The organism is Coleofasciculus sp. E2-BRE-01, from assembly GCF_040221695.1.
Classification (GTDB): Bacteria; Cyanobacteriota; Cyanobacteriia; order Cyanobacteriales; family Coleofasciculaceae; genus Coleofasciculus.
The window spans coordinates 25,745-50,566 of sequence record NZ_JAVKEA010000130.1; the positions used below are offsets into that span (position 1 = coordinate 25,745).

Here is a 24,822-nt window from a genome sequence, read left to right on the forward strand (position 1 = left end):
GTCATTTGTAAGGGTTTGAGGATTGAAAACGTCACTGTAATAATCTAAGCACGTCCACTTCGACGTGCGGCAATGCTAATGGCATAATTATACCCGTCGAATACTTAACCACAGATTGATATATTCCTTGGTTAAGTTCACGATGCACCCACAACTGATTCCCTGGAATATCAATCACCCAATAGTCTACTATTTGATGCCGCGCATATATCTGAGCCTTCTCGTTTAAATCATAGGAAAGGGTTGAATTGGATACCTCAATGAGCCAATAAATATCGTTGGGTTGCGGATGACGCTGATCATAACGCGATTCTGGGGGTATGGCGATACAAATATCCGGTTGTGGCTCACTATTACTGGGTAATGTAACTGGGGCTGTGGCAAAGACAACCGCTTGAGTCCCTAAAAGAGCTTCTAGGTACTTCACACCGCGTCGATAGGTAACCCGATGAATCGGGAGTTCTGGAGCCATATCGATAATTTGTCCATTGATTAGTTCAACGTGCCGACCTGCCAAAATGCCAGTTTCAATCATCTGATGATAATCGGCGACAGTCCAGTGGGTTAATGTTCTAACCATAGGGATTTTGCGGCTATTTAAGTATTCAGCCTAATCGTGCTAGTTTAGCAAACTCTGAGTTTTAATGATCTATCTAATTCCCCCAACAACTACTGAACTAATTTGCGAATTTTACCATAAGCAATATAGGAACCTCCCTGGGGATTTTCCTTAACTTCATCCACTACATATAATATCCCTTCCTCTCGAATCGTGCGCGGAAAACGGATATTGTAGTCGGGATTATAGCCATCCGAAACCACTCTGGCTCGCAGTTTTTTCCCGTCCTTGATACACTGAACTAGAACTCCATCTCCCACCGTATCTGTGGTTTCTAAATCAGCCGCCGTTCCTTGGGCTTTAGCGGTTTGTAATTGTTTAGCTTGGCGGGTTTTTTGAGTGGATGCTTTTTCTTCACCGGGTTTAACCAGGCGGCGAATGTTGCCTGAGGCGCGATAAAATGTGCCATTAGCAGAAGGGGTAATTTCATCCACGACATAAGTGACACCTTGTTCGCGGATACTGCGGGGAAACTGCACGTTTAAATCCGGATTATATCCCTCAGAAATAACCCGCACTCGTAGCTTACCCCCAACCCGTTCACATTTGACTAAAACACCACTGTCGGGATTCGTTGTTACCTCTAACCCACTGGCGGCACCTGTTGTGGTTCCACGGAATTTTAAATCTTCGCGATCGCGGGTTTGGGTTTGATAAGATTGATCCCGCATTTCTTTGCGGATTGCCCGGTCAAATCGTCGATTTTCTAAACATTGGGCATAGTAGTCCAGTTGGGCTATTTCTTCAGCAATGTCAAAGAATTCGTCTAATGTCTTACGTTTGAGTTCCTCGATCGTTTCCCGCAGCTTAACCACTGCTTGTTGAAAGTCTCCTTTGTCCGCCAGGGAAACGGCTTCATCTTTTAATTTGGCAATTCTTAACTGAGAGGTTTGTTCCAAGACTTGCGGATCAGGCTGGATATCTTTGGCTTCTGCTTCTGAACCGACGGTTAAGGTAATGGAAAACTGATTGCTAATGTCTTGGATACTGCCTTCGACAATGGTTTGATAGTCATACGTCACTGTAGCAATCGTCGTCATTCCGGATTGCGATCGCGGCGACACGGTTAAGGGAATCGCTAAGGGCTTTTGTTCAACGCCATACACATCCCCCAACACAACCTCTATCGTATTACCTACCTGGGAAAAACGATAGTTATTGAGAATCTCACCAACCTTAACAAATTCTTCCGGTTGTAGCCTCACCCTGAGATTTTGCGCCACAACTGAGACTAAACTTTCCATCTCAATGTCAAACACTTGGGAGGCGTCATCAGGAGACTGAATAAAGTAGAAATTTCCCCTGGCAGCATTCGCCATGTTAATCAGTAAATCTTCGTTAAAATAATTACCAAACCCTAAGGTTGTGGTGACAATATCCGCTTCTGCTTTTTCTAAGGCTGTTTTCGTCAGCACTTGCGGATCTTTAATCCCATAATTTGCCAATCCATCGGTTAAAAGTAAGACGCGATTAATTCGTTCTGGACTTTGGTTAGCTTGAACTTGAGTACATCCCAACAACCATCCGCCACTTAAGTTGGTGCAGCCCCTGGCGCGAATTTTACCAATTTTTGCTTTAAGGGCGGCTTTATCACCAACTAATTGGGGGGGAATAATCACCTCGGCGGTGTCATCATAAATCACCACCGAAATAAAATCATCAGCACTGAGATGATCAATCAGATTTTGGGCGGCTTGAATGGCATATCGTAGGGGAGCTCCCGCCATTGAACCCGAACGATCTAGGACTAAGCTGAGATTCAGCGGACGACGCGAGGAGTTCTGCTGACTCGACTCTGATCCTTGAAAGGTAATCAGTAAGTCTACCGTCGAGGGACTGTCTGCGGCAATTAACGATTGACTTAGGGTGTAGCTGGCTTTCATATCCACCGATTGGCGTTAAGGGTTTAGATGGCATTATTTCATTTTAGTTTAACCAATGAGAAATAAGATGTCAGGTCTTGGAGACGTTCCCTGGAAACGTCTCTACCGTTGTTAATCTTCGTCATCGTCATAAACGAAATCGGGCGGCGGTGGAATATCGGGAACCAGTTCAATCGTCATTCCCTGTTCAAACATGCAGGAATCTATATCCTCTTCGTCTAAGATTACCTCCCGATGCGCCCAAGCTAAACCTTGATTGGGAAGTTTTATTTCTATCCAGCCACCTTTGGTTTGTTTGCCTGTTATTGGTACTTGTTCTCTAGTTAAATAGGTAATCACATTATCGCGAAATGATGCGGGATCAGAACGAACATTTCCGGTAACAATCACTGAACAAGTGGCAGGTTCTGGCGATGGTTTAGGTTCAGGAGAGGGAGATGGAGATGGGGAGCGACTGGAAGTAGCGCCGTTGGGGGATTTTGTCGTTGTGGGAGAGGGTGTTGATGATGATACAACGGTATCGGTTGCATCGGTTGACGGTTGGACGGCGGCACGATTAAATAAACTAATCAGTAGCGCTAATGTAGCTAAACCGCCACCAATTCCTGCCCAAAGGAGGAGTTTATTGGAGGATTTAGAAACGGCGGGTTCAGGATTTAAGAAATTGCTAAGATTTGATGATACTTGGACGCCAGCAGTCGGTTCGGTTTCCGGTTCCTCTGGCGTTTGCATATACCATTCGGGGATAGAATTGGGTTTTAATGGGAGTCGATCCGGTTGATTGCCATTGGATGCCGTTGATTCTTGGGTTGGTTCAGGATTAATCGAGTCAAAGGTGGATGAGGGCGCGATCGCACTCTCCTGTTGTGGCGATGGAACTTCTGGCGGTGTGGAGGCGGAGACGGGTGGTGCTGGGGAATCAACGGGTTGATTGGGTGAGACACTCTTGTGTGATTGGGGTGATCCCTCTGTCGGCGTGAATGGCGGGATCGGCGGTGCTGGGGAATCAACGGGTTGAGTCGGTGGGAGACTCTCCTCGGCTGGAGGTAACACCTCCCCAGGTGCAGAAGCTGAAACAGTGGGTTCTGTAGGCTCAACTGATTGGGGTGACACCTCCATGGGTGTGGATACGTCGGTGGTTTCTTCTTGATCTCGTTGATCTCGAATGAGTGAAACAGAACGCCGACTTAGAGATTCTCTAATGTCTGTTCCTCCTGTTCTCTCGACGTCCCGATTACTATTGGGATTCGACTGGGACGTTTGGCGGGATTGCTTTTGGTATAGAATTATTTGTTCGGTGTCTTTAATATCTTGATCTTTCAATCCTAAAGACTGTTGTAAATCTTTTAAGAGTTTACGAGACTTGGGGTTGAGTGAATTATCGGCTCGGAAAACTTCCCGAAACGCTTTTTTATATCGCTGTAATTTTTCCTGATACTCGCGATAGGGAGTTAAAACTTGGGCTTCTATTGCCGCACAATCGGCTGGAGTGAGATGTAGACTTTGGGCTAATGTATCCAGAGCCGAACGACCGCCAACAGAAATTTCACCCCCTCTGATCCAGCGCTGTGCTTCTTTACGATACTTCAAGCTGAGGCGATTCAGGGGAACTTGACTCAGTGCGATCGCTTGGTAAGGTTCGCTAGCATATAATCTAGGTTTTAAAGCGGGAGCAACGATTTTAAGCTGCTGAGAAACATAGTCATGAAGTTCCTTGACACAAATCCAATCATCATGATTGCGATCGGCGAGTCCTGTTGCTAGTCCTTCGATTAAGTAACGAGTGTAATCCGAGGGTTGAGATTGCTCGGATTGGTTGAAATAGGGTATGGAACTAAAACAACTCAGAAGTGCCCACTTCTCACCCGTCATTTGTTGTTTTAACCCCACCTGATTATAGTCGTTTGCCGTTATTTCCCAATCCAAAATATTGCTACAGTAACCGTCGATAATCACAATATTCTGCGGACAGGGACTGTTGCTAAGTATATCCTGGATTAAACCAGCGGGAACAACGGTTGCCTTGACTAATTCTTTGAGGGAATTGTCATCAGTCATGCGAGTGGCGGTGATGCCAGTTCCTAAATATACGGTATCATTATAATCTTGGATACATTGACCTGAGAAAAACAACAACACGACATCTTCCTCGTCACGCTTACTCAATAGCGTTTCGATGGTTTCCCGCATCACGGGAGGATTCGGATTGATCAGCGTTTCTACTTCATCAAAAGAATACTGCAAAACACGTTGCATCGCTTCAACAGCGTTAACGGCTCCGGGTACGGGGTGAAAACCATAGCCGTACTCACTTACCCCAATCAGCAATGCTATTTTCACAACTGGTGATTCCCTAGACTGCTACAACGTTTTGTGCTGCCTAAATTACTCCCATCAAGATTTTTTCAGGCAATTGGTGACCCTAGGTTTAGACTCACAGGTTCCACTAAGCGGTTATACATTTTATCTGCTATAGTTATGGGTTTTGTCCGTTTTTGCGGAATCAACTGACCCCGTCCTTACACTGCAAACAGCCAGGATGTCAAGACAGACATTGAAATGTGTGTTAGCTTAGACTCTTGATGGTTGTCGTTGAATACACCCTCTTTAAACCTTTACTTCTGTTATATCCGGATAGACAGGCAGGTATCTACCGAAAGGCTAATTTTTTGGTCTATTTACAAACCTATACATTGATCGTAAACTATATTTTTATTTGTGGCTACCATCGCTTTTTTCTTGTGACTAGAGTTTGTGGCAATTTGATAGCTAAGATAATATCCCCCTAAAGTATTGAGCCAAAGGTTATTGGTTTTCAGTGGTTTACCCAATATCCAGGGACGGGGGATCTTATTCTAACCTCATAAAATTCACCCGATTGGAACTCTACAGCAACAAAAAAAAACCAGACAATGCCTCTATTAATTTGTAGTCAGAGTGTAATTAACACAACCCCAAAAATCATAATTGCTGCGCCAATTGACCGTTCTTTGATGCCTTTTTCTTTAAAAATAAAATGCCCCAGCAGTACACTGAGTAAGACACTCATGCGCTTGACCGAAATGACATGAGCCACCAGTGTCATGTTAATCGCCTGCATTTGGAAGAGGACGGCTGCACCGTGAAAGAGTCCAATAGGTACCAAGGAGATAAAATTTTGGCGGATTTGGGTTAAGCGATCATAAGCCTTATACAACATGATTGGTGTCATCGCTGTTGCAATAAACGAATAATTCGCGATCGCCCAAAAAGTTGGTGAGGAATTTTGCACCCCAACCTTGTCAACGTTAGAGGTGATACTCCAAATAAACGCCACCAGGATCATCAGCTTCGGTCCCTTTTCCCGGAACAGAGATTTGAAAGGAGCCAAGTAACCCTGCTTTTTTTCTTTCAAGTTCAAAATATAAGATCCGGCGACAATCAAGACCATGCCTATGGCATCCATGATTGTCGGATATTCTTGAACAATCAGCGGAGAGGTGACTAATAAAAACAGGGGAGTAAACGTAATTAAAGGAACTGTGATCGATAAATCAGATACCTTGATCGCCTTAATATATAAAATCATCGAAATCACATTGAGACTGCCACCAACGAGCAAGGCAAGTCCAAACCGATTCCCCAGTTCAGGGATGTTAATAAAAAATAAAAAAGGCAGCAATAAGGAAAGTGTGAAGACAATTAACGACCACGAGACAATATAAACATTAATAGTTTTTAAACCATGTTTACTGGTGACATCCTTGAGCGATTCAAAAACAGCGGTTAGGGTAGCAAATATAAACCAAGTCATGGGCAATTGGAATTTATTGAATAACTACAATCTATGAAACTCATCATTTTTTGATGTATAACTTATGACTGATCAATCAGGGCGGGTTTTGGTGACCGTTATCGGTCACAAGCCAAGGTGGGTTTTGTTTTTCAGTTATCAGTGATCAGCAAGCTTTAGTGGCTAAACCCGCCCCTACAGTAGCTAAACCCGCTCCGACAATTGACTGGAGACGTGCCATGGCACGTTTCTACAGAGGGCAGGTTATACTTTTATACTCAAAGGGAAACTTCCTCTGGTAAAATCAGGGCTTGCAGAGAAAAAGTATCCCAGATTACCAAAATCCCAAGGGCAAGCTGGGACAGTCAGTCATCAACTTGGTGCAACGGGCAAACTCATGAAACGTAGAAAATTTGTCGGGAATGCTGTCATTGGTGCAACAGGCACCGCCGCCTTAGCGGGGTGTCGCCCAACCGCCACTAATTCAGGGGCGCAAAGCGGTAGCCAACCCCAAATTCGGTGGCGCATGGCAACGAGTTGGCCCCAATCGTTGGATACTATTTTTGGCGGCGCAGAAACCATGAGCCAGCGTGTCAGTGAAATGACCAATGGACGGTTCACGATTAAGCCCTTTGCTGCTGGTGAAATTGTACCCGGATTGCAGGTGCTAGATGCAGTACAAACTGGCACGGTGCAATGTGGTCACACCGCTAGCTATTATTACATCGGCAAAAACCCAGCTTTGGCATTTGGCACAACTGTTCCCTTTGGTTTAGACGCCCAACAACAGAATGCCTGGTTATACCATGGCGGTGGTTTAGAGGCGATGCACAAGCTTTATAGTGACTTCGGCGTGATTAACTTTCCGGCTGGGAATACGGGAACTCAGATGGGCGGCTGGTTTAAGCGGGAAGTTAACTCGGTGGCGGAACTCCAGGGTTTGACCATGCGGATTCCTGGGTTAGGGGGTGACGTGATGTCCCGGTTAGGGGTCAATGCCCAAGTTTTACCCGGTGGCGAGATTTACCTAGCATTGGAACGGGGGGCGATTGACGCGGCTGAATGGGTGGGTCCTTATGATGACGAGAAACTCGGCTTGCATCAAGCGGCTCAACTCTACTACTATCCCGGTTGGTGGGAGCCAGGAGCAACGTTAGAAGTGCAAGTGAATAAGGCAGAGTGGGATAAATTGCCCAAAGAGTATCAGGAAGTCTTCAAAATGGCAGCCATGGATGCCAACCTAAATATGCTGGCACGGTATGATGCCTTAAATCAACAAGCCCTAGGAAAACTGCTGGAGGCTGGAGTGAAGCTGACGCCCTATTCTCAAGAGATTATGCAAGCGGCTCAGAAGGCATCCTTTGAGATATATGAGGAGAATGCTGCTCAAGATAGTACGTTTAAAGAGGTTTACGAGCAGTGGAAGGGCTTTCGCGAACAGATTTACCAATGGCATCAGGTGAATCAACTTAGTTTTTCTAATTTTGTGATGGCGAGTCAGGGATAAGGAAGTAGAGACGTTGCATGCAACGTCTCTACCAAATGATGCGTCCTAACCGCTATGGCGATTGCTATAACGTTTGTGCAAAACCCGCCCTGACTTAGTGTTGAGTTTTGAATTTTGAGACACCCTCATCGCCCCCAGCTTCCCCAGCTATCCTTAACCCCAGATGAAACTAAACCCGCCCCGACACTGAGAACCGCTATAATAAATCCGCCTTTCCCAAATATGTCATTGATGAGGTGTGAACGATTGAAGTTTAAACAGTCTACTATGCGGCACTATCCGTTAAAACGCTCTACTCTAAAAAAACCAGGATTTGACTGGGTTCAGATTGCTCTGTTGGTTTGGATTGGTGTCTTAGGGGCGGCTGAACGTGCCGCTGCTCACCACCCGGTTGGGGGTAGAACCCCTGCCAATATCTGGGAAGGGTTGCTCTCTGGATTCGCACACCCAGTTATCGGATTTGACCATTTGGCGTTTGTTGTGGCTGTGGGTTTATTAGCCGCGAATCTTGTTCGGGGTGGTTTTATTCCGGTTGCCTTTTTGTTAACGGCAATGGTAGGTACAGGGATTCACCTGTTAGCGATTGACTTGCCGATGACTGAACTGGCAATTGCGGGTTCGGTGGTTCTGTTTGGGGCAATGCTGATAGGGCAATACCGTCTCGATTATAAAGTGTTAACTGGACTGGCTGCGATCGCGGGATTATTCCATGGTTATGCTTATGGAGAAGCCATTATTGGTGCCGAGATGAATCCGATAGCGGCATACCTGCTGGGATTTACGCTCATTCAGGGGATTATTGCTTTCGGCGCGATGATGGCAAGTCAACTTATTCTCAAGCGATGGAGTGAGAATGCATTGGCTATCCTGCGGGTTTTCGGCTTGGCAATTTGCTCAGTGGGAGTCATGTTCCTAGCAACTGCCATTGTCGGTTGACATCTCCACTCCTTAAAAGAGAGTGGATTCTAAGCTGATGTGAAGCCTCGGTCTTAAGACGCGAGGCTTCACATTTCTCACGGTATGATCGTTTTAGGTTGGAAAACAGGTCATACCGTTTCGGTTCTGTATTGAGTTCCAAAAGTTGCCACACGTCTTTTCTGCTCAAATGACAAATGACAAATGACAAATGACTAATACATTTCCGCCTCAAGCTGACTCAGTGGCACAAAACACTCTTGCGGTAAAAGAATCGGTTTCGCCCGAAAAATCAACTTGCCACGATAGGTAAAACGGTCAATTGCCACACCCATGGGACGTTGGGTCAGGTGGGGATGGACTTCATAATAGGTATGGTATATCTGCCGAGCGGCTCTGAGAAGACCCGGGTCTAACAACATCGGTAACCCTGTCCGAGTGTCTTGATACTCTTCTTGCCATTGCTGTGATGTGTATACCACCCGCCTAACCCTATTGTTTAATTCACCACCATGATTCTTGTCGGACGTTTCGCTGTAGAGCGAGTCGCTGCGCTCCTGGTTAACTTAACTTATGGCTGTTTGAGAATCTCAATCAAAGCATTTCCCATCTCCTGACAACCGACAAGCGTCATTCCTGCTGACATAATATCCCCTGTACGGTTACCTTTCTCTAAAACTTTAAAAACGGCTTGTTCAATTTGGTCAGCCGCCGTTGGTTGATTCAACCCATAGCGTAGCATCATTGCCGTACTCAAGACTTGAGCCAAGGGATTTGCCTTATTTTGTCCCGCAATATCCGGGGCAGAACCGTGAACGGGTTCAAAAACGCCGGGTTCTTTTTCCCCTAAACTGGCAGATGGTAACATGCCAATACTTCCGGTGAGCATCGCCGCCGCATCAGAAAGCACGTCTCCGAATAAATTGCCCGTGACAATCGTATCAAACTGCTTAGGTGCCCTGACTAACTGCATGGCAGCATTGTCAACATACAGATGAGATAACTCCACATCCGGATACTCAGCCGCTAATTGAGTCATGCGATCGCGCCATAATTGAGATACCTCGAGAACATTAGCTTTATCGACAGAACAGAGTTTACCCTGACGTTTCTGTGCCGTTTCAAATGCCACTCGTCCAATGCGGTCAATTTCGGCTTCGGTATACGCCATCGTATTTACACCGCGCTTTTCCCCCGTTTCAGTGGTAAAGATACCCTTTGGCTGACCAAAATAAACCCCACCTGTCAATTCTCGCACCACCATAATATCCACCCCGTCAACCACCTCCCGTTTCAAGGTTGAGGCATCAATGAGTTGGGGTAATATAGTGGCAGGTCGCAAATTGGCAAATAAACCTAATCCTGCTCGTAATCCCAACAAACCCGTTTCGGGGCGTTGATGGCGCGGCAGGTTATCCCATTGATAACCGCCGATGGCAGCCAGTAAAACAGCGTCGCTATGGCGACATTTTTTCAGGGTGTCAGTCGGTAGGGGTTCCCCAGTAGCATCAATTGCCGCCCCTCCGATTAAGGCTTCAGTGAATTCAAAGCTAAGGTCGAACTGTGCGCCAATCACTTTTAACACATCTACCGCGACTGCCATAATTTCTAGACCAATGCCATCACCGGGCAAAAGGGTAATGCGGTAGTGCTGCTGTGCCATAACTTATCGTGTAATCTTGGGGACAATTTCAAAACGTGGACACCTGAACCTTATGACTGACCAGGCAGTCTCTTATGATAACGGCTAATTGACCCCCCTGACCGGAATCAATGTTTCAATTTTTTAATTTTGTCGGGAAAATGGGGATTGAGGATTACGGAAGAGGGGAAGCAGTGAGAAGGAGAAGAACGACTTGTAATGATGAGTTGTTGAGTATTCGCTCATCGGGAACGAACTGGAGGACGCACAAAACTTATCGAGTTAGAACACTATAAGCTTTTACCTACGGAGACTGAGATTACGATGGCACTGAATTTAGTTAACCAACTGGGTGAATGGAATCCCCAGTTATTTCGGGAAATCAAAGGACGGCTTAAACCCCGCAATATTTTAATTGCCGTCGCCATGTCTTTCCTGGGACAGTTACTGCTGCTGATGGCTTTCGCGGGTCAATTACCCGTGGCTAAAGATACCATGATGGTTTACAACCGTTATTGTACAGGTTCAACTGAGGAATACTCCACGATTCCAACCTGTCTATCCGATGGTTTGGGTGGATTTGTGATCAATTGGTCACTCTGGTGGCAGGATGTCTTTTTGGGACTCAGCCTAATCGGTATTTTTGCCCTGTTAGTCGTTGGCACTTATATGCTGATTAGTGATTTGTCTCAGGAAGAACGTCGGGGTACGCTGAATTTTCTACGGCTGACTCCGGGTTCAACGCTGAGTATTTTAGGCGGCAAATTATTGGGAGTCCCCCTGTTACTTTATCTAGTCGCCGCCCTCGCCTTGCCCTTGCATCTGGTGGCGGGTTTGGCGGGTCACATTGGTTTGAGTCAGATTCTAGCGTTCTACACGGTTCTAGGTGCTAGTTGCCTATTCTTTTTCAGTGGGGCGTTACTTTTTGGCTTAGTCGGTAATTGGTTGGGAGGTTTTCAAGCTTGGTTGGGGGGTGGCGGAATTCTCCTATTCCTGTCGATTATCACCAGCGTTATTGACGGGGGGATGAACCATTACTCCACGGATTGGCTGACCTTGTTTAATCCGGCAATTTTGTTGCCCTACCTGATTAATTCGAGTTATCTAGATGCGGTTAATACTTATCCAAACGGTGATTTTGGGGATTTGGGTTGGTTTTATCTCCCCATCGGTAAGACAATCTGGATGATGGCGGGATTTGCTATTCTCAATGCGGGTTTATGGAGTTATTGGATTTGGCAGGGGTTAAATCGGAATTTTCACAATCCTACGGCTACCTTACTGAGTAAACGACAAAGTTATCGGTTAACGGCTTGCTTTGAAGTGATGATTCTCGGATTTGGCTTAAATCCTCAGGTACATGAATGGAGAACCTATGCCGAAGGATTGTTTGAGAATCTGGAAATCCTGCTGGTGTTTAACTTGATCCTGTTTTTAGGGTTAATCGCCGCGTTGAGTCCCCATCGTCAAACGATGCAAGATTGGGCGCGTTACCGCCATGCCAAACGCTCGTCCCGCAAGGCTGGAATTATGGCAGACTTAATCTGGGGCAAAACCAGTCCCGCCCCTGTGGCGATTTTCTTGAATTTAGCGATCGCGTCTGCTATTTTACTGCCATGGATTCTGCTGTGGTCGCCCAGTGAATACAAGACACCTGCGGTTTTGGGACTATTAGTAACTGTCAGTCTCATCGTTTTCTATGCTTCAATTGGACAGCTTATGCTGTTGATGAAAACACCGAAGCGGGCGGTTTGGGCTGCAACGGTGGTTGGTGGACTGATTATCTTACCGCCAATTATTCTGGAATTGTTGTCCATGTCTCCGTCAGTAGACCCTGCGGTATGGCTATTTTCGGCGTTTCCTTGGGCTAGCATCGAATATGCGGCGGGAACATCAGTATTATTAGCCCTGGTTGGTCAATCCCTGGCTTTAGTCTTGTTGAATCTGCAACTAACGCGACAGTTGAAAAAAGCAGGTGAGTCTTCGACCAAAGCCTTACTATCTGGGCGGATGCCCTTAGAGATTCAGTAATTGAATCATCATTGTATTGTAGAGACGTAGCATGCTACGTCTCTACAGCTAAAATTGTTTTGGCTAGACCCTTGGAAGAAAACCCAGAAAACCTGCATAATGCAAAAAATCCGTCAATTGGTAATTCTACCATTACTAACTCTTTTCGCGATCGCAACCCTCAGCAGTTGCGGTGGTGATAGTGCAGAATCAGGAGCGATTCGAGTTGGCTCAAAAGATTTTGCTGAACAATTTATCTTAGGAGAAATGTATGCGCTGGTATTAGAAGAGGAAGGCTTTCCCGTAGAACGCAAACTTAACTTAGGGGGGACTCAGGTGACTCATGAGAGTCTCAAATCGGGAGAAATTGATTTATATCCAGAATATACAGGGACTGGATTGATCACAATTTTGAAGCGTCCTCGGAATAGCGATTCCCAAGAAGTCTATGAAATCGTTTCCCAGGAGTATGCGGAACAGTTTAATTTAGAGTGGCTGGAACCCGCACCCATGAATAATACATACACGCTGTTTATGACGCCCGATGATGCCCAACAGTATGGAATTGAAACGATTTCTGATATAGTGCCTCAAGCTAATGAACTGAAGATGGTTGGCACCTATGAGTTCCAAGGGCGTCCTGATGGATTATCCGGGCTGAAGCAAGTGTACGGGAATTTCAAACTAGCAGAGTATAAAGCCGTGAACGCCGCATTGAGGTATCAAGCCTTGGCTCAAGATCAAGCTGATATTGCCGTTGGTTTTGCCACAGATGGAGAAGTCAGCGCTCTGAATTTGGTCAGACTGGAAGATGACAAAAATTTCTTTCCTCCTTATGAAGTTGCGCCCGTTGTGCGTCAGGATGTCCTAGAAGAAAACCCAGAAATTGCCACGATACTCAACAAGCTTTCGGCAACAATTACAGATGAGACAATGCAACGTCTCAATTACCAGGTAACTGGGAAACAACGTGAACCTGCTGAAGTAGCGAAAGAGTTTCTCGTTGAACAAGGATTTCTGGAATCTAATAACGACGAGGGGGAATTTTAGTTAAAAGTTGCTGAATCAGTATTGGGGTGAGGAGAGGGAACAGGTAAAGGTTGTTGTTGTAGTGCGAACGTCTTGCTCGCTATTGTGTCAGTTGGTTTTACTTATCAAGGCTTATTCTTGCACTAAATGAACCTTAAATCGTCCTCAAAGCCTTAATTTTATTTAAAAAGGTCAAAATTCAAAACTTAGTCTGGGCGGGTTTAGTGACATCTGGGTGCAAAGGAAACGATAGTAGTGAAACCCGCCCCTACATTTGGAAAGAATGGGTTTGAGGTAACGTTATCTTTGAAAGAATGGTTTTGAGGTAAGTAGGTTGGTGGAAATAAACTTAACTAGATTAAGTTATGTAAGCAAGCCTCAAACCCTTACTGTTCCCTGTTCCCTGTTCCCTGTTCCCTAATCTCCACCGCTAACTTTAATTGTGTTCACCTACTTAAGGTTATCATCAATAGCTGCCCGAAAGCACATAAACTCACCCCTATACACTCAAAACTCACGCGCCATGCCCAACTAGCAAAGTGAAGGGTCAAGACTACTCGGAATTGGAATGAATGGTTAACGTCAAGGGATGCATTTGGGGAAAGTCTTGCTGAATAATTCGGATAACTTTTTGTTGACTGGTCTTATTTTTTACAATAAATTGGGCAGTACCATCGCCTTGAGAACCAACACCCTTGCCCCCTAAAATATAAGGTTGAATCGGCTCATGATTGAGCAGTTGGTGCAAAACGGGAGCTGTCAATTGTTGGGAACAAGCGGGGATGAGATAGCGATCAAATTCAGCTTGAGCCTTTGTCATCAACTGACCCAGCTTGGGAGCATCTCCTGCTTGCAGTGCTTCAACCGCCTCTTGAGTAATTTGATAACTAATAGTGCCGAGATAGTGCTGTACATTCTTCTGTACGTTATCAGTACCAAAGGGATAACACTGATTCAGCCGACTGAGGATTTCTTGGGTATTTTTACTCGCGCCCAGATCAACAATGACAAAAAACAAATCTTTTGGAACATTTAGCTCGATAATATCCGCCGATGCGCCATCAAAAATTATGCCAATTGGTTGATTCCCATAAGCGCAGGCTTGATCCATACGTCCGCAGCGAGAAGGTGTAGTTGTCTCACCCAGATAAGCATATTCCATTTCGCCTCGCCGATTCATTTTCAGATCATATAAATGATTAAAGGCGCGTGCGACTAAAACGCAAATAGCGGCACTGGATGATAACCCTTTCTGTATGGGTAAATCAGTGCAATAGTTATCGATTTCTACGCCACCTACTTGGAAATAGGTAAGAAAATGATAAGCGACGCCAGCCGCATAACTGCAAAACCCTCCCTTTTGGGCTTCAGCAAGGAGAACAGAGCGTTCCATAGGCAACTGAATGGGTTCTGGACGAATACCATCACTCAGGGAAGCGTGAAGAATGAAATGAGTAGGGTGGGGCTTGACGTTGGCATAGAGTCCCTGGTTGGTTCCTGTGATAATGGTGTAGCCTTTTCCAAGCTGAGGATTCAGGCGGCGGTAGCCTCCCGCCCAATCGCTGTGTTCACCAAACAGACAAAGGCGACCTGGCACAAACAGTTTCATTCATAACCCCTATAATTATTGCGATCGCTATTAATAGAGTACTCTGGAGGTTAACGTATTGGCGCGATCGCTCTACGCTCATGCCATTTACAATCTCAAACTGATATGACTCACTTTGGCATCATCTGTCCGGCTTCAGCAGGTCACCTCAACCCAATGACTACCTTAGGATACGAGCTAAACAAGCGTGGTCATCGTGTTACCCTGTTTGGAATACTCGATGCTCAGCCCAAAACTGTGGCAGCAGGACTGGATTTTTGGGCAATTGGTGAATCTGAGTACCCTCTTGGGGCAAATGCCGAATTGTTTGCCCAATTAGGTAAACTCAATGGTCGCCCCGCCTTGCAATACACTATCAATTGGATAGCTAAACGGACAGCAATGTTTTTCCGAGAAGCTCCGGACGCTATTAAAGCGGCTGGTGTGGAAGCGCTGCTAGTCGATCAAGTTTCACCCGGAGGAAGAACAGTTGCTGAATTATTGGACATTCCCTTTGTGACTGTCTGCTGTGCCTTAATGTTAAATCGAGACTACAATCTTCCTCCCTTTTTCACTCACTGGCGCTATAATCCAGCTTGGTGGGCGCGTCTGCGAAACCGATTGGGTTACAAGTTACTTGATCGGCTTGGACGACCTATCCAAAACGTAATTACAGAGTACCGCCAAAAGTGGAATTTACCCGTTAATTCTAGCTACCGTGATGCTTACTCCCAACTGGCTCAACTGAGTCAACAGCCTGCTGAGTTGGAATTTCCCAGGCAGTATTTACCTGAGTGTTTTCATTTCACAGGACCTTATCATAATCCTGCCAGTCGAGAACCTGCTCCTTTCCCTTTTGAAAAGCTAACTGGAAAACCTTTAATTTACGCCTCAATGGGAACTCTTCAAAACCGCTTGATGCCTGTTTTTAACCGAATTGCGGAAGCTTGTGTTGGATTAGATGTCCAGTTGGTAATCTCTCTGGGTGGTTCTGCGAGTCCAGAATCTCTACCAGAATTACCCGGTTCGCCGTTAGTTGTTGGCTATGCACCCCAATTGGAATTGTTGCAAAAAGCGACTTTGACTATTACTCATGCAGGTATGAATACCACTCTAGAATCCTTGAGCAATGGTGTGCCAATGGTAGCGATTCCGATTGCTAATGATCAACCTGGTGTGGCAGCACGTATTGCTTGGACGGGTACGGGCGAGTTTGTCCCCTTAGCACGCTTAAATCTTTCCCGGCTGCGAGGTGTAATTGAAAAGGTATTGAGAGAAGATTCCTACCAACAAAATGCAATACGGTTACAACAAGCAATTCATCGGACTGGAGGAGTGAATCGAGCGGCTGATATTATTGAACAGGTTGTATCTACTGGGAAGCCAGTCTTAGCTTTAAGAAACTAATCAACAAGCCAACATGCGTTCTCCCTGAAAAGGGGGAGTCAACAGCTTTCGCTGTTGCATAAGTCAGTATCCTTTGTTTAAGTAACTTACTCCTTAGGGTAGATTCAACAAACCATTCAGGTTGCTTACTATCTGAGAAATATCAGCCAATATCTCTCCCTTATGGAAACTTATGATGTCATCATCATCGGTGCCGGACATAATGGTTTAGTTTGTGCCGGGTATTTGCTCAAGTCAGGTTACAGCGTTTTGCTACTAGAAAAGCGCTCTATCGTAGGTGGAGCCGCTACAACTGAGGAAGCTATGCCGGAAGAAGCTCCGGGCTTCTATTTTAACCTGTGTGCGATCGATCACGAATTTATTCACCTAGGACCAGTTGTTGAAGAACTAGAGTTAACCAAGTTTGGACTTGAGTATCTATACTGCGATCCCACGATTTTCTGTCCACATCCTGATGGCAAGTATTTCTTAGCTCATCGCTCCGTTGAAAAGACTTGTGCAGAAATCGCTCGCTATAGCCAGCGTGATGCCCAGAAGTATCGAGAGTATATGGACTTTTGGCATCGCCTGATTCAAGCCATTACTCCTATATTCAACGCACCCCCTAAATCGATTATTGATATTTTAGGGAACTATGGGTTGCATAATCTGCAAGACATGCTCTCATTGCTAGGAGGCGTGGATAAAAGCCTGGACTTGCTCCGTACCATGCTGACAAGTCCTAAGGATTCATTAAATGAGTGGTTTGACTCCGAATTTGTCAAAGCTCCCTTAGCTAGACTTGCCTCTGAACTGGGGGCTTCTCCGGCTGAGAAAACGATCGCGATGGGGGCGATAATGATGGCACTCCGTCATGACCCCGGTACCGCCAGACCGCGTGGGGGTACGGGTGCCTTAGTCCAAGCCTTAATTAAGCTGGTGAACCATCATGGAGGCACTATCTTATGCGATCAGCATGTTGAGCAGATTCTCATGGGCAACAATGGACGAGCCGAAGCCGTTCGGGTTGCAGGGGGTCAGGAGTATCGAGCCAGAAAAGGGATTATCTCCAGCATTGACGCCCAGCGTCTCTTTCTTCAGCTTATTGATCCAGCCGATGCTCAAGCGATCGCGCCTCAGTTAAACGAGCGGATCAAGCGTCGGATTGTCAATAGTAATGATGGCATTTTGAAGATCGACTGTGCCCTCTCAGAAGCCCCCCGTTTTGAAGCGTATGACCATAAAGATGAATATCTAATGGGGTCAGTGCTAATTGCCGACTCGATTAATCAGGTCGAAGCAGCTCATAATTTGCCGATCATGGGACAGATTCCGGATCAGGATATCTCGCTGTGGGTGGCTGTGCCAACCGTCCTCGATCCTTCGATGGCACCAGAGGGCAAACATACGCTATGGATTGAGTTTTATGCCCCCTATCAAATTCGTGGCGCTGAAGGGACGGGTTTGTTTGGTACAGGGTGGACAGAAGAGCGAAAGAACCAAGTCGCGGATCGGATCATAGACAAGCTGGCAGAGTATGCGCCAAACGTTAAAGATGCCGTCATTGCCCGTCGAGTTGAGAGTCCGGCTGATTTAAGCGATCGCCTGGGCGTTTACAAAGGGAATCATTATCACATTGATATGACCCTAGAGCAGATGATCTTTTTCCGTCCTTTACCCGAAATTGCTAATTACCAAACCCCGATTGACGGATTATTCCTGACTGGGGCGGGAACCCACCCCGGTGGCTCAATTTCCGGTCTACCCGGACGTAATTGCGCTCGCGTATTTCTCAACACCCAGCAGCCCTTCAGCCAGAACGTCAAAGAAGCCGGAAATTGGCTTAAATCCCGACTTGAGTATGTTTCTAAACTGTCTCAATAAAGCAGTGATTTAATTCCATAGAACCATTAGGAGAAAACCATGGAGACTAGAGATTTTCAAACTCAAAGCGAAAACGTCCCTTATCCCAGCATTCCACCCCTCATCGATAGCCGGGAGACAGAATATCGGGGAACAGGAATTACCAGTTCGGTCGCGATTTTTGGTCATCCTATCCATCCGATTATTGTCATCTTCCCAATCGCGTTCTTGAGTAGTGTCGCTGGTACAGATATCGGTTATTGGCTAACCCGCGATGTATTTTGGTCAAGAGCCTCAGTTTGGCTATTGGGACTGGGATTACTGTCAGCAATTGCAGCCGCGCTAATTGGTCTTGTAGACTTCCTGCGTATTTCCCGAGTCCGCCAGCGTACAGCCGGTTGGGTACATGCGCTGCTCAATGTGGCGGTACTGGTGTTGAGTGGTGTTAACTTTTTCCTGCGATTGGGCAAACCAGTGACTATTATTATTCCCGTGGGACTGATCCTTTCCTCAATCGTGGCAATTCTGCTATTAGCGAGCGGTTGGTATGGCGGTGAATTAATGTTCCGTCATAAGGTGGGTATCGTTGGTTCCGGTGAGACTCATGTCTCTTAAACTTATGACAAAGGCACCATTGTAGAGACGTTGCATGCAACGTCTCTACATAAATGATGTGTCCTAACCGCTATGGCGGTTGCTATAAATAGGGACATATTCAGCAAACCCTACATATCTGCCAAAGGTTCACGATTCAAAATATCCCGACATTGCCGCCACTGGGGTAAATACTGATCCATGTAGGCGTGGAATCGTTGATTATGATGGCGTTCCCAGAGATGAACTAACTCATGAACTAGGACATATTCCAGGCATTGAGTTGGTTTTTTAGCTAACTCTAAGTTTAACCAAATGCGGCGATCGCGGATATTACAACTCCCCCATTTAGTTTTCATTCTCTTAATCCCCCAATCAGCCACTTGTTGCCCAATAATCGGTTGCCATTGGTTGAGTAAATCGGGGATTCTGGCTTTGAGTTGTTCGCGATACCATTCGGTTAAGACTACGGCGCGATTTTGGGTAGATGTACCGGGATTAACAAAGAGTTGCAGGGTGTTAGGATTCGCGATCGCGATTTCGTGACGCCCCTGTCGTTCGATGACGTGCAGTTGATAGGGAGCGCCAAAGACATAATGGTTTTCCCCGGATATCATTTCCCGTTTCGGTTGGCGGGGTTGGGCGGCAAATTTGGCTTGTTGTTTCTGAATCCAAGAGAGTTTAGAAATGATGGCGAGGCGGATGTTATCTTCACTGAAGTGTAAGGGGGCAGCAACGCGGACGCGCCCATCGGGGGGATAAACAGCTAGGTGGAAGTTTTTGATCGGCTTGCGCTCAATTTGGATGGGAATGTTTCGGATGATTACGGTTAGTTCTGTGTCTAGGTTATTGATACTCATCTTGATTCTTGACTAGCTCTAATATTTCCGCTATATTAATAGTAGTATCGCCGATCGCGGTGCGGATGGCTCGCTCGATTTCCCGTTCCTTAAACCGATTGCCGATCCAACCCTCTTTTTTGGTGCAGCGGACTGCCTGATCGATAGACAGCGCCAGGGCTTTATTTTGTCCTAAGTTATCGTAGAGCGATCGCTTGGCGGCGGTGTCGAGGGAGGGGGGATAATTTGACCTAGCTGTGCTTTCGGGTTGGACAAGTTGTTCTGCCAGTTGTTTGACGTTTTCGAGGTAGTCTTGATAAGTGGTGGCTTGCTGTCGCCGTTGTTCAATTAAGGTATCCAGTAAGTCGGACATTTCCTGGTAATATTTGGGATTGACGGGACTCTCATCAATGATGATTCTCCGCATATTGTTCTCGATGGTTTCTGCGACGGCGTCTTGATTCTGTTGTAGGGTATCGGGGAGGGTTTCTAAGGCGTTCACCCCGTTTTTAACAATCAGTTGAATTAAGCCTAAATTCTCAAAATTCGAGACAACTTGGCTGGATTCGGCGCGGATGTAGGTGTCGAGGAGGTGGCGCATGGCGGGTTCGTAGAGTTTCATGTCTACAGCGTCTCCACTGGCGATTTTTACCTCATCGCGCATCTGGCTGTAATGGTTAACGTCGGCTTTAATTTGGTTGGCTTCCTGGGGGGTATACCCGGCTTCTGTCATCTCATTGGCGAGGTGGGAATAGGCGCGAATTAAGGCGTTGACGGATTGGTAGAGGGCGACTCGTTTGGGTTCATTATTGGCGAGGGCGTCTTGATCGCGGGTGTCGGCGGTGCAGAAGTAATGCAGGTAGTCGGAGGTGTGGCGGGGAGGGGAAACGGGTTCACATAGCGCCTTGACGGTTTCCAGGGTTTCTGAGAGGCGATCGCGCCCTTTTTCCAGGCGATTTTTCAGTAATCCGGCTACGTCGTCAGGATCGTAGCCGTCAAATGCGCCACTGGTGTAGTCGGTGACAGCGCCTTCGAGTTGTTTAAATAGGTCTTTATAATCAACGATATAGCCATAGTCTTTATCCTCCCCATCCAGGCGGTTGACGCGACAGATGGCTTGGAATAAGCCATGATCTCGCATAGTTTTGTCGATGTAGAGGTAAGTCGCGGGAGGCGCATCGAAGCCAGTCAGGAGTTTATCCACGACAATCAGCAGGCGCATTTGTCCGGGTTGTTTGATAAAGCGTTCTTTAACTTTGTCCTCGAATTCTTCTACTTGAGACATGGCTTTGTCTTCGGGTTGGTTGAAAAAATCTGCCAGCATTTTTCGGTATATTTCATACTGGTGCAGTTTCTCGGTGTAGCCTTCTCCGGTTTCTTGTCCTTTGATATCCGATGGGGCGGGTTTATAACTGGTAATAATCGCGCATTTTCCGGCTAAATCCGTTTGGCTGAATAGCTCGTAAATTTTGCAGGCTTGGTAAATACTAGAACAGACTAACATGGCATTACCGCGCCCGTCCATCAGTCGGGGTTTGGTTTCCATGTCGAGGAGGATATCATCAACGATTTGTTCGAGGCGAGATTTGCTAGAGAGGAGGTTTTGCATGGTTCCCCACTTGCGTTTGAGTTGGGTTTTGGCGGATTCGGTTAAGCCGCGAGTTTTTACCTGAAACCACTGGTCGATTTTTTGGTGTGAGGTAATAGTTTGGTCAATATCGCGGGCTTCGTAGCGCAAGTCGAGAACGATACCATCGGTGACGGCTTGATCGAATTTATAGGTGTGGATGTAATTGCCGAAAATATCGATACTTTTTTGTTTGTCTTTTTTGAGGAGGGGTGTACCGGTAAAGCCGATAAAGATGGCATTGGGGAGGATGGATTTCATCGCGTCGTGGAGTGTCCCGGATTGGGTGCGGTGACATTCATCGACGAAGACAAATAGATTTCCTTTAATTTGGCGATCGCGGGAATAGGCGGTGGCTAATTCGGCTACAAATTTATCGGTAGGGTGTTCTGAATGGCTGCCAAATTTATGCATTAAGGCACAAATCAGCCAGTCTTCATTGGTTTCTAAGGTAGCGATAAGGGCAGCGCCGCCGTTACTGTAGTGTTGTTGGCGAATTTGTCCTTTTTCTTTTATCGTACCATTGAGAATCCGGACAATGTTTTCATCAACGCCTAAAAAAACGCTTTCAATTTGGTCATCGAGTTCCGTGCGATCGGTGAGAATTAGAACTCGCGCATCGGTGATGTTTTCCCGTATCCATTTGGCTAGCCATACCATGGTTAGGCTTTTACCGGAACCTTGGGTATGCCAAATAATGCCGCCTTTGCCGTCTTTTATTTGGGTTTGGGCGGCTTTGATGCCAAAGTATTGATGGGGGCGACAGGTTTTTTTGATGCCGGTGTCGAAGATGATGAAGTTGTGGAGAATTTCCAGAAAGCGGGTTTTGTTACACAGACGAATTAGGGCGCAATCGAGGGGATTATTGGCGGTATCACAGTCGGAGTTAGAAAGATATTGTCGAGTGTTGGTATCGGTTTGGGGATTGTAGTTGGGGTTTTCTTCTTTCCATTCCAGATAATATTTTTCTGGGGTTTCGATGGTGGCGTAGCGGATTCCTTGGGTATCGTTTCCCGCCATAATTAATTGTAGGGTGGTGAAGAAGGGGCGGATAAATTCTTTTTTTTGGTTGTCTAGGTTTTGGCGGATGCCTTCACTTATGGAAACGATGGAACGTTTGAGTTCGAGGATACCGAGGGCGATTCCGTTGATGTAGAGGACGATATCGGGGCGTTTTTTATTGTGTCCTTTTATGGTGACTTCTTCGGCGATGGCAAAGGTATTCTGTTCGGGATGTTCCCAGTCAATTAACCAGATGGTTTGGTTTTGTTCTCCTGCACCTGCTTTAACTTTGACGCCGTAGCGGAGGAGATGATAAACGGCTTTATTGGCATCATAGAGGGTTTTATCACCGAGGGCGGCGGCTTGTTCGAGTTGGCGCAGGGTTTTGGTGATTAGGGTTTGGTTAATGCCTCGGTTACTTAACCATTGGGTTAAATGTTCGGGTTCAATGTTGCGGTTGTTTTCTCGACGGTGCCAGTTACCTAGGTAGGTGTAACCGAGTTGGGTTTGGAAGAGTTTGATTACTCGGTTTTGGGTTATTCGTTCTTTTTGTCCAACATTGCTCACAATAGTTTTTCCCTCTAATGACTACTGTTTGATAACTGGATGAGGATACTTAAAAATTAGCCTATTTTTCTTATCGGTTTTGGGTAGAAAGTTTAGGATTATCGTCAACCCACCAGATCCAGATATGCGTGTCTAGGATAATCATACTAGGGCTTCCCAGTCTTCTAAGGCTACGGGTTGATAGGGATTGTCATAGCGAACGACTTTCCCTCGCAGGGGGTATTCCTCAGAGGGAAGCGGTTGAGAGGAAGTTGAACGCATATCGTTTTTAACGGTTTGCAGAATTGCTTCAATGATAAGGATACGCTCTTCGATAGATGTGCCTTGTAATTGGGTGAGTATTTTAGATTGGTTCATTGTTTACTTCGGTTTTATGCAAAATTTCATTATTATATTAACCTTGTCCTTCCAGTTAAAAGTTCTTGCATCATCCCCTGTTTGATGGCTTGGGTTTTGGCGCGGCGTTTTTCTAGGGCGGCGATTTCGGTGTCTATGTCGGTGAGGATTTGTGCGATCGCGCGTTGTTCTTCCTTCACTGGTAGTGCAACCTTATATTTTGCAAGACCTATACCCGTTAACTGAGGAATCCCACTACTTTCACTAAATATGTCAATTTTATAATTGATATAATCAGTCAAAAATCTGTTGTCGCATTTTGCTGCCGGAAATACAACAACTAACCGACCAATAGCCCCAAAACCACCACTCCGACTGAATGCAGTTCCTAATCCAACACCTCTACCTACGACTGTAAGACTATCGCCAGAAAACTCCGCATAGTCGTAGTAACCATATAGACCCCTATTATCAACAGTATTTGAATAAACTGGGTATTTATATTTATTGTCTTGCCCATTTGAAAAGTGCGCCTCATCTACATCTTTTCCAACGAAAATATTTGCTATTTTACCTATTTTTACAATATCCCAATCTTCAGGAATCAAACCAATATCAGTTTTTTTATACCCTTTCCCCTCACCAAACCCCGGCAGGCGTTTCTTGCCCGTGAGGAGTTGCTGCATGGTGGCGGTTTTGATGTGGCGCTTTTTGGCAAGCAGCTTATCCAGTGCGGCTATGAGGGTGTCAGCGTCGGATAGGGCTCGCGCGATCGCACGTTGTTCTGGAAGTGGCGGTAGAGGTATTGCAAAATTTCTAACGACTTCAACATTTAAATTCTGTACGCCTGCTCCTGCAAATAATCCATTTTTAGCTAAGAACTTATACCGCTCACTATTGAGAAGATTTGAAATAAAATAGCTATCTGCTTTGTCATATTTAAGTTTAATTAAAGTTAGGCTAACATATATGGCAAATTCAAAATCATTTTCAATTACACCTGCATCTCCAATTCCTGCCCCCACCCTGGTATAAAGAATATCTCCCCTACTTGGCTTATTATGTCTAGTGATTTGAGCAAAAAGTTCCTTGCTTACAAACTTATAATTTTCATAAACAACTTTACCATCTCGGACATTTTGTGCTGATAAGAAAGGCTTGCCTTTTGCTTCCGTTACATATTTAGGTGTAGCTGCCAGACCGCAGGTAATTACTTCAGTAATATCCTGAAATTTCTCTACTTTCCAATCTTCAGGAATCAACCCAATCTTAGTCTGCTTATAGCCTTCTGGCAATTTATAATTACTCATCATTCTCTATTATATAGAAAATTGTTGCCGCCAAGGAAAAAGTGTCACTGACAATAATCACAGCCATCCTTTTGCCCTAAAATGCTCAATATCTTCCTGCAATTCAGCCACATCATAATGGAGTAAAATACCTCGTTACGCAATCAAACGCTGAAAACGAATCTGAGACATATTGAGCAATTCTGCCACTTTTCCCAAACTAACCTTCTCCTGTTGAAAGAGCAGCAAAGCAACCTCTACCAAAAACTCATCCTCTGACAACCCACTCGCTTTCACAATCTCATTCGGCAATCACCAAACTCATCTCCCTACCCCTTCATAAAATTATCAATT

The 24,822-nt window shown here is 45.7% G+C and carries 18 protein-coding genes and 1 pseudogene; 7 read left to right on the forward strand and 12 right to left on the reverse strand.

Going from position 1 to position 24,822, the window contains the following annotated elements; translation table 11 throughout:
- Positions 1–31: 31 nt before the first annotated feature.
- The 4 genes from RIG66_RS15680 to RIG66_RS15695 all read right to left on the reverse strand — a co-directional run bounded on the left by RIG66_RS15680 (position 32) and on the right by RIG66_RS15695 (position 6,295).
- Positions 32–580 carry a Uma2 family endonuclease gene (locus RIG66_RS15680; protein ID WP_446379540.1) on the reverse strand — a complete coding sequence of 183 codons (549 nt, stop codon included), beginning with the start codon at positions 578–580 and terminating at the stop codon, positions 32–34.
- Between the two features lie 89 nt (positions 581–669).
- A complete protein-coding gene (locus RIG66_RS15685; RefSeq protein ID WP_446379542.1) occupies positions 670–2,502 on the reverse strand; it encodes a VWA domain-containing protein in 1,833 nt (610 codons plus the stop codon).
- A 111-nt stretch (positions 2,503–2,613) separates the two neighbouring features.
- The gene (locus tag RIG66_RS15690) at positions 2,614–4,842 is read right to left on the reverse strand and encodes a caspase family protein (protein WP_446379544.1); all 2,229 of its coding nucleotides are present in this window, start codon (positions 4,840–4,842) and stop codon (positions 2,614–2,616) included.
- A gap of 592 nt (positions 4,843–5,434) precedes the next feature.
- Positions 5,435–6,295 (reverse strand): EamA family transporter, encoded by an 861-nt coding sequence (locus tag RIG66_RS15695; RefSeq protein WP_446379546.1) that lies wholly within the window; start codon positions 6,293–6,295, stop codon positions 5,435–5,437.
- 376 nt (positions 6,296–6,671) lie between these two features.
- On the opposite strand from RIG66_RS15695, the gene RIG66_RS15700 reads away from it, so the two are divergent.
- Both RIG66_RS15700 and RIG66_RS15705 read left to right on the forward strand, forming a co-directional pair.
- On the forward strand, positions 6,672–7,781 hold the full coding sequence (locus RIG66_RS15700) for a TRAP transporter substrate-binding protein (RefSeq protein ID WP_446379548.1): 1,110 nt from the start codon (positions 6,672–6,674) through the stop codon (positions 7,779–7,781).
- 246 nt (positions 7,782–8,027) lie between these two features.
- Positions 8,028–8,717 (forward strand): HupE/UreJ family protein, encoded by a 690-nt coding sequence (locus tag RIG66_RS15705; RefSeq protein WP_446379550.1) that lies wholly within the window; start codon positions 8,028–8,030, stop codon positions 8,715–8,717.
- 194 nt (positions 8,718–8,911) lie between these two features.
- Here RIG66_RS15705 and RIG66_RS15710 read toward each other — a convergent pair whose 3' ends face one another.
- Positions 8,912–9,178, reverse strand: a complete 267-nt coding sequence (locus RIG66_RS15710; RefSeq protein ID WP_044210808.1) for a hypothetical protein — start codon at positions 9,176–9,178, stop codon at positions 8,912–8,914.
- A gap of 89 nt (positions 9,179–9,267) precedes the next feature.
- Complete coding sequence (gene leuB, locus RIG66_RS15715; RefSeq protein ID WP_446379552.1) at positions 9,268–10,359, reverse strand: 3-isopropylmalate dehydrogenase; 1,092 nt, start codon at positions 10,357–10,359, stop codon at positions 9,268–9,270.
- Between the two features lie 303 nt (positions 10,360–10,662).
- On the opposite strand from leuB, the gene RIG66_RS15720 reads away from it, so the two are divergent.
- A complete protein-coding gene (locus RIG66_RS15720; protein ID WP_446379554.1) occupies positions 10,663–12,369 on the forward strand; it encodes an ABC transporter permease in 1,707 nt (568 codons plus the stop codon).
- A gap of 99 nt (positions 12,370–12,468) precedes the next feature.
- Positions 12,469–13,398, forward strand: a complete 930-nt coding sequence (locus tag RIG66_RS15725; protein WP_446379556.1) for a glycine betaine ABC transporter substrate-binding protein — start codon at positions 12,469–12,471, stop codon at positions 13,396–13,398.
- A 532-nt stretch (positions 13,399–13,930) separates the two neighbouring features.
- On the opposite strand, the gene RIG66_RS15730 is transcribed toward RIG66_RS15725, so the two are convergent.
- Positions 13,931–14,986: a mevalonate kinase family protein gene (locus tag RIG66_RS15730; RefSeq protein ID WP_446379558.1), complete on the reverse strand. Its 1,056-nt coding sequence runs from the start codon at positions 14,984–14,986 to the stop codon at positions 13,931–13,933.
- Positions 14,987–15,091: 105 nt separating this feature from the next.
- On the opposite strand from RIG66_RS15730, the gene RIG66_RS15735 reads away from it, so the two are divergent.
- The 3 genes from RIG66_RS15735 to RIG66_RS15745 all read left to right on the forward strand — a co-directional run bounded on the left by RIG66_RS15735 (position 15,092) and on the right by RIG66_RS15745 (position 18,829).
- The gene (locus tag RIG66_RS15735) at positions 15,092–16,372 is read left to right on the forward strand and encodes a glycosyltransferase (protein WP_446379560.1); all 1,281 of its coding nucleotides are present in this window, start codon (positions 15,092–15,094) and stop codon (positions 16,370–16,372) included.
- Between the two features lie 162 nt (positions 16,373–16,534).
- A complete protein-coding gene (gene crtO, locus RIG66_RS15740) occupies positions 16,535–18,235 on the forward strand; it encodes a beta-carotene ketolase CrtO (RefSeq protein WP_446379562.1) in 1,701 nt (566 codons plus the stop codon).
- A 39-nt stretch (positions 18,236–18,274) separates the two neighbouring features.
- Positions 18,275–18,829: a DUF2231 domain-containing protein gene (locus tag RIG66_RS15745; protein WP_446379564.1), complete on the forward strand. Its 555-nt coding sequence runs from the start codon at positions 18,275–18,277 to the stop codon at positions 18,827–18,829.
- Between the two features lie 110 nt (positions 18,830–18,939).
- Here RIG66_RS15745 and RIG66_RS15750 read toward each other — a convergent pair whose 3' ends face one another.
- The 5 genes and pseudogenes from RIG66_RS15750 to RIG66_RS15770 all read right to left on the reverse strand — a co-directional run bounded on the left by RIG66_RS15750 (position 18,940) and on the right by RIG66_RS15770 (position 24,793).
- Positions 18,940–19,668 (reverse strand): M48 family metallopeptidase, encoded by a 729-nt coding sequence (locus RIG66_RS15750; protein ID WP_446379566.1) that lies wholly within the window; start codon positions 19,666–19,668, stop codon positions 18,940–18,942.
- Positions 19,655–22,843 carry a type I restriction endonuclease subunit R gene (locus tag RIG66_RS15755; protein ID WP_446379568.1) on the reverse strand — a complete coding sequence of 1,063 codons (3,189 nt, stop codon included), beginning with the start codon at positions 22,841–22,843 and terminating at the stop codon, positions 19,655–19,657. The genes RIG66_RS15750 and RIG66_RS15755 overlap by 14 nt, the downstream gene beginning before the upstream one ends.
- 141 nt (positions 22,844–22,984) lie before the next feature.
- Positions 22,985–23,200, reverse strand: coding sequence for a hypothetical protein (locus tag RIG66_RS15760; protein WP_446379570.1), 216 nt, complete (start codon positions 23,198–23,200; stop codon positions 22,985–22,987).
- Between the two features lie 32 nt (positions 23,201–23,232).
- Positions 23,233–24,492 (reverse strand): restriction endonuclease subunit S, encoded by a 1,260-nt coding sequence (locus RIG66_RS15765; protein WP_446379572.1) that lies wholly within the window; start codon positions 24,490–24,492, stop codon positions 23,233–23,235.
- Between the two features lie 54 nt (positions 24,493–24,546).
- Positions 24,547–24,793: pseudogene (locus tag RIG66_RS15770) on the reverse strand (UPF0175 family protein).
- Positions 24,794–24,822 lie beyond the last annotated feature (29 nt).

Excerpts from the sequence above, each read along its gene's own strand:
- RIG66_RS15680 (WP_446379540.1), bottom strand. The coding sequence starts at position 580 with ATGGTTAGAACATTAACCCACTGGACTGTCGCCGATTATCATCAGATG.
- RIG66_RS15685 (WP_446379542.1), bottom strand. The coding sequence starts at position 2,502 with ATGAAAGCCAGCTACACCCTAAGTCAATCGTTAATTGCCGCAGACAGT.
- RIG66_RS15695 (WP_446379546.1), bottom strand. The coding sequence starts at position 6,295 with ATGACTTGGTTTATATTTGCTACCCTAACCGCTGTTTTTGAATCGCTC.
- RIG66_RS15700 (WP_446379548.1), top strand. The coding sequence starts at position 6,672 with ATGAAACGTAGAAAATTTGTCGGGAATGCTGTCATTGGTGCAACAGGC.
- leuB (WP_446379552.1), bottom strand. The coding sequence starts at position 10,359 with ATGGCACAGCAGCACTACCGCATTACCCTTTTGCCCGGTGATGGCATT.
- RIG66_RS15720 (WP_446379554.1), top strand. The coding sequence starts at position 10,663 with ATGGCACTGAATTTAGTTAACCAACTGGGTGAATGGAATCCCCAGTTA.
- RIG66_RS15725 (WP_446379556.1), top strand. The coding sequence starts at position 12,469 with ATGCAAAAAATCCGTCAATTGGTAATTCTACCATTACTAACTCTTTTC.
- RIG66_RS15730 (WP_446379558.1), bottom strand. The coding sequence starts at position 14,986 with ATGAAACTGTTTGTGCCAGGTCGCCTTTGTCTGTTTGGTGAACACAGC.
- RIG66_RS15735 (WP_446379560.1), top strand. The coding sequence starts at position 15,092 with ATGACTCACTTTGGCATCATCTGTCCGGCTTCAGCAGGTCACCTCAAC.
- crtO (WP_446379562.1), top strand. The coding sequence starts at position 16,535 with ATGGAAACTTATGATGTCATCATCATCGGTGCCGGACATAATGGTTTA.
- RIG66_RS15745 (WP_446379564.1), top strand. The coding sequence starts at position 18,275 with ATGGAGACTAGAGATTTTCAAACTCAAAGCGAAAACGTCCCTTATCCC.
- RIG66_RS15750 (WP_446379566.1), bottom strand. The coding sequence starts at position 19,668 with ATGAGTATCAATAACCTAGACACAGAACTAACCGTAATCATCCGAAAC.
- RIG66_RS15760 (WP_446379570.1), bottom strand. The coding sequence starts at position 23,200 with ATGAACCAATCTAAAATACTCACCCAATTACAAGGCACATCTATCGAA.
- RIG66_RS15765 (WP_446379572.1), bottom strand. The coding sequence starts at position 24,492 with ATGATGAGTAATTATAAATTGCCAGAAGGCTATAAGCAGACTAAGATT.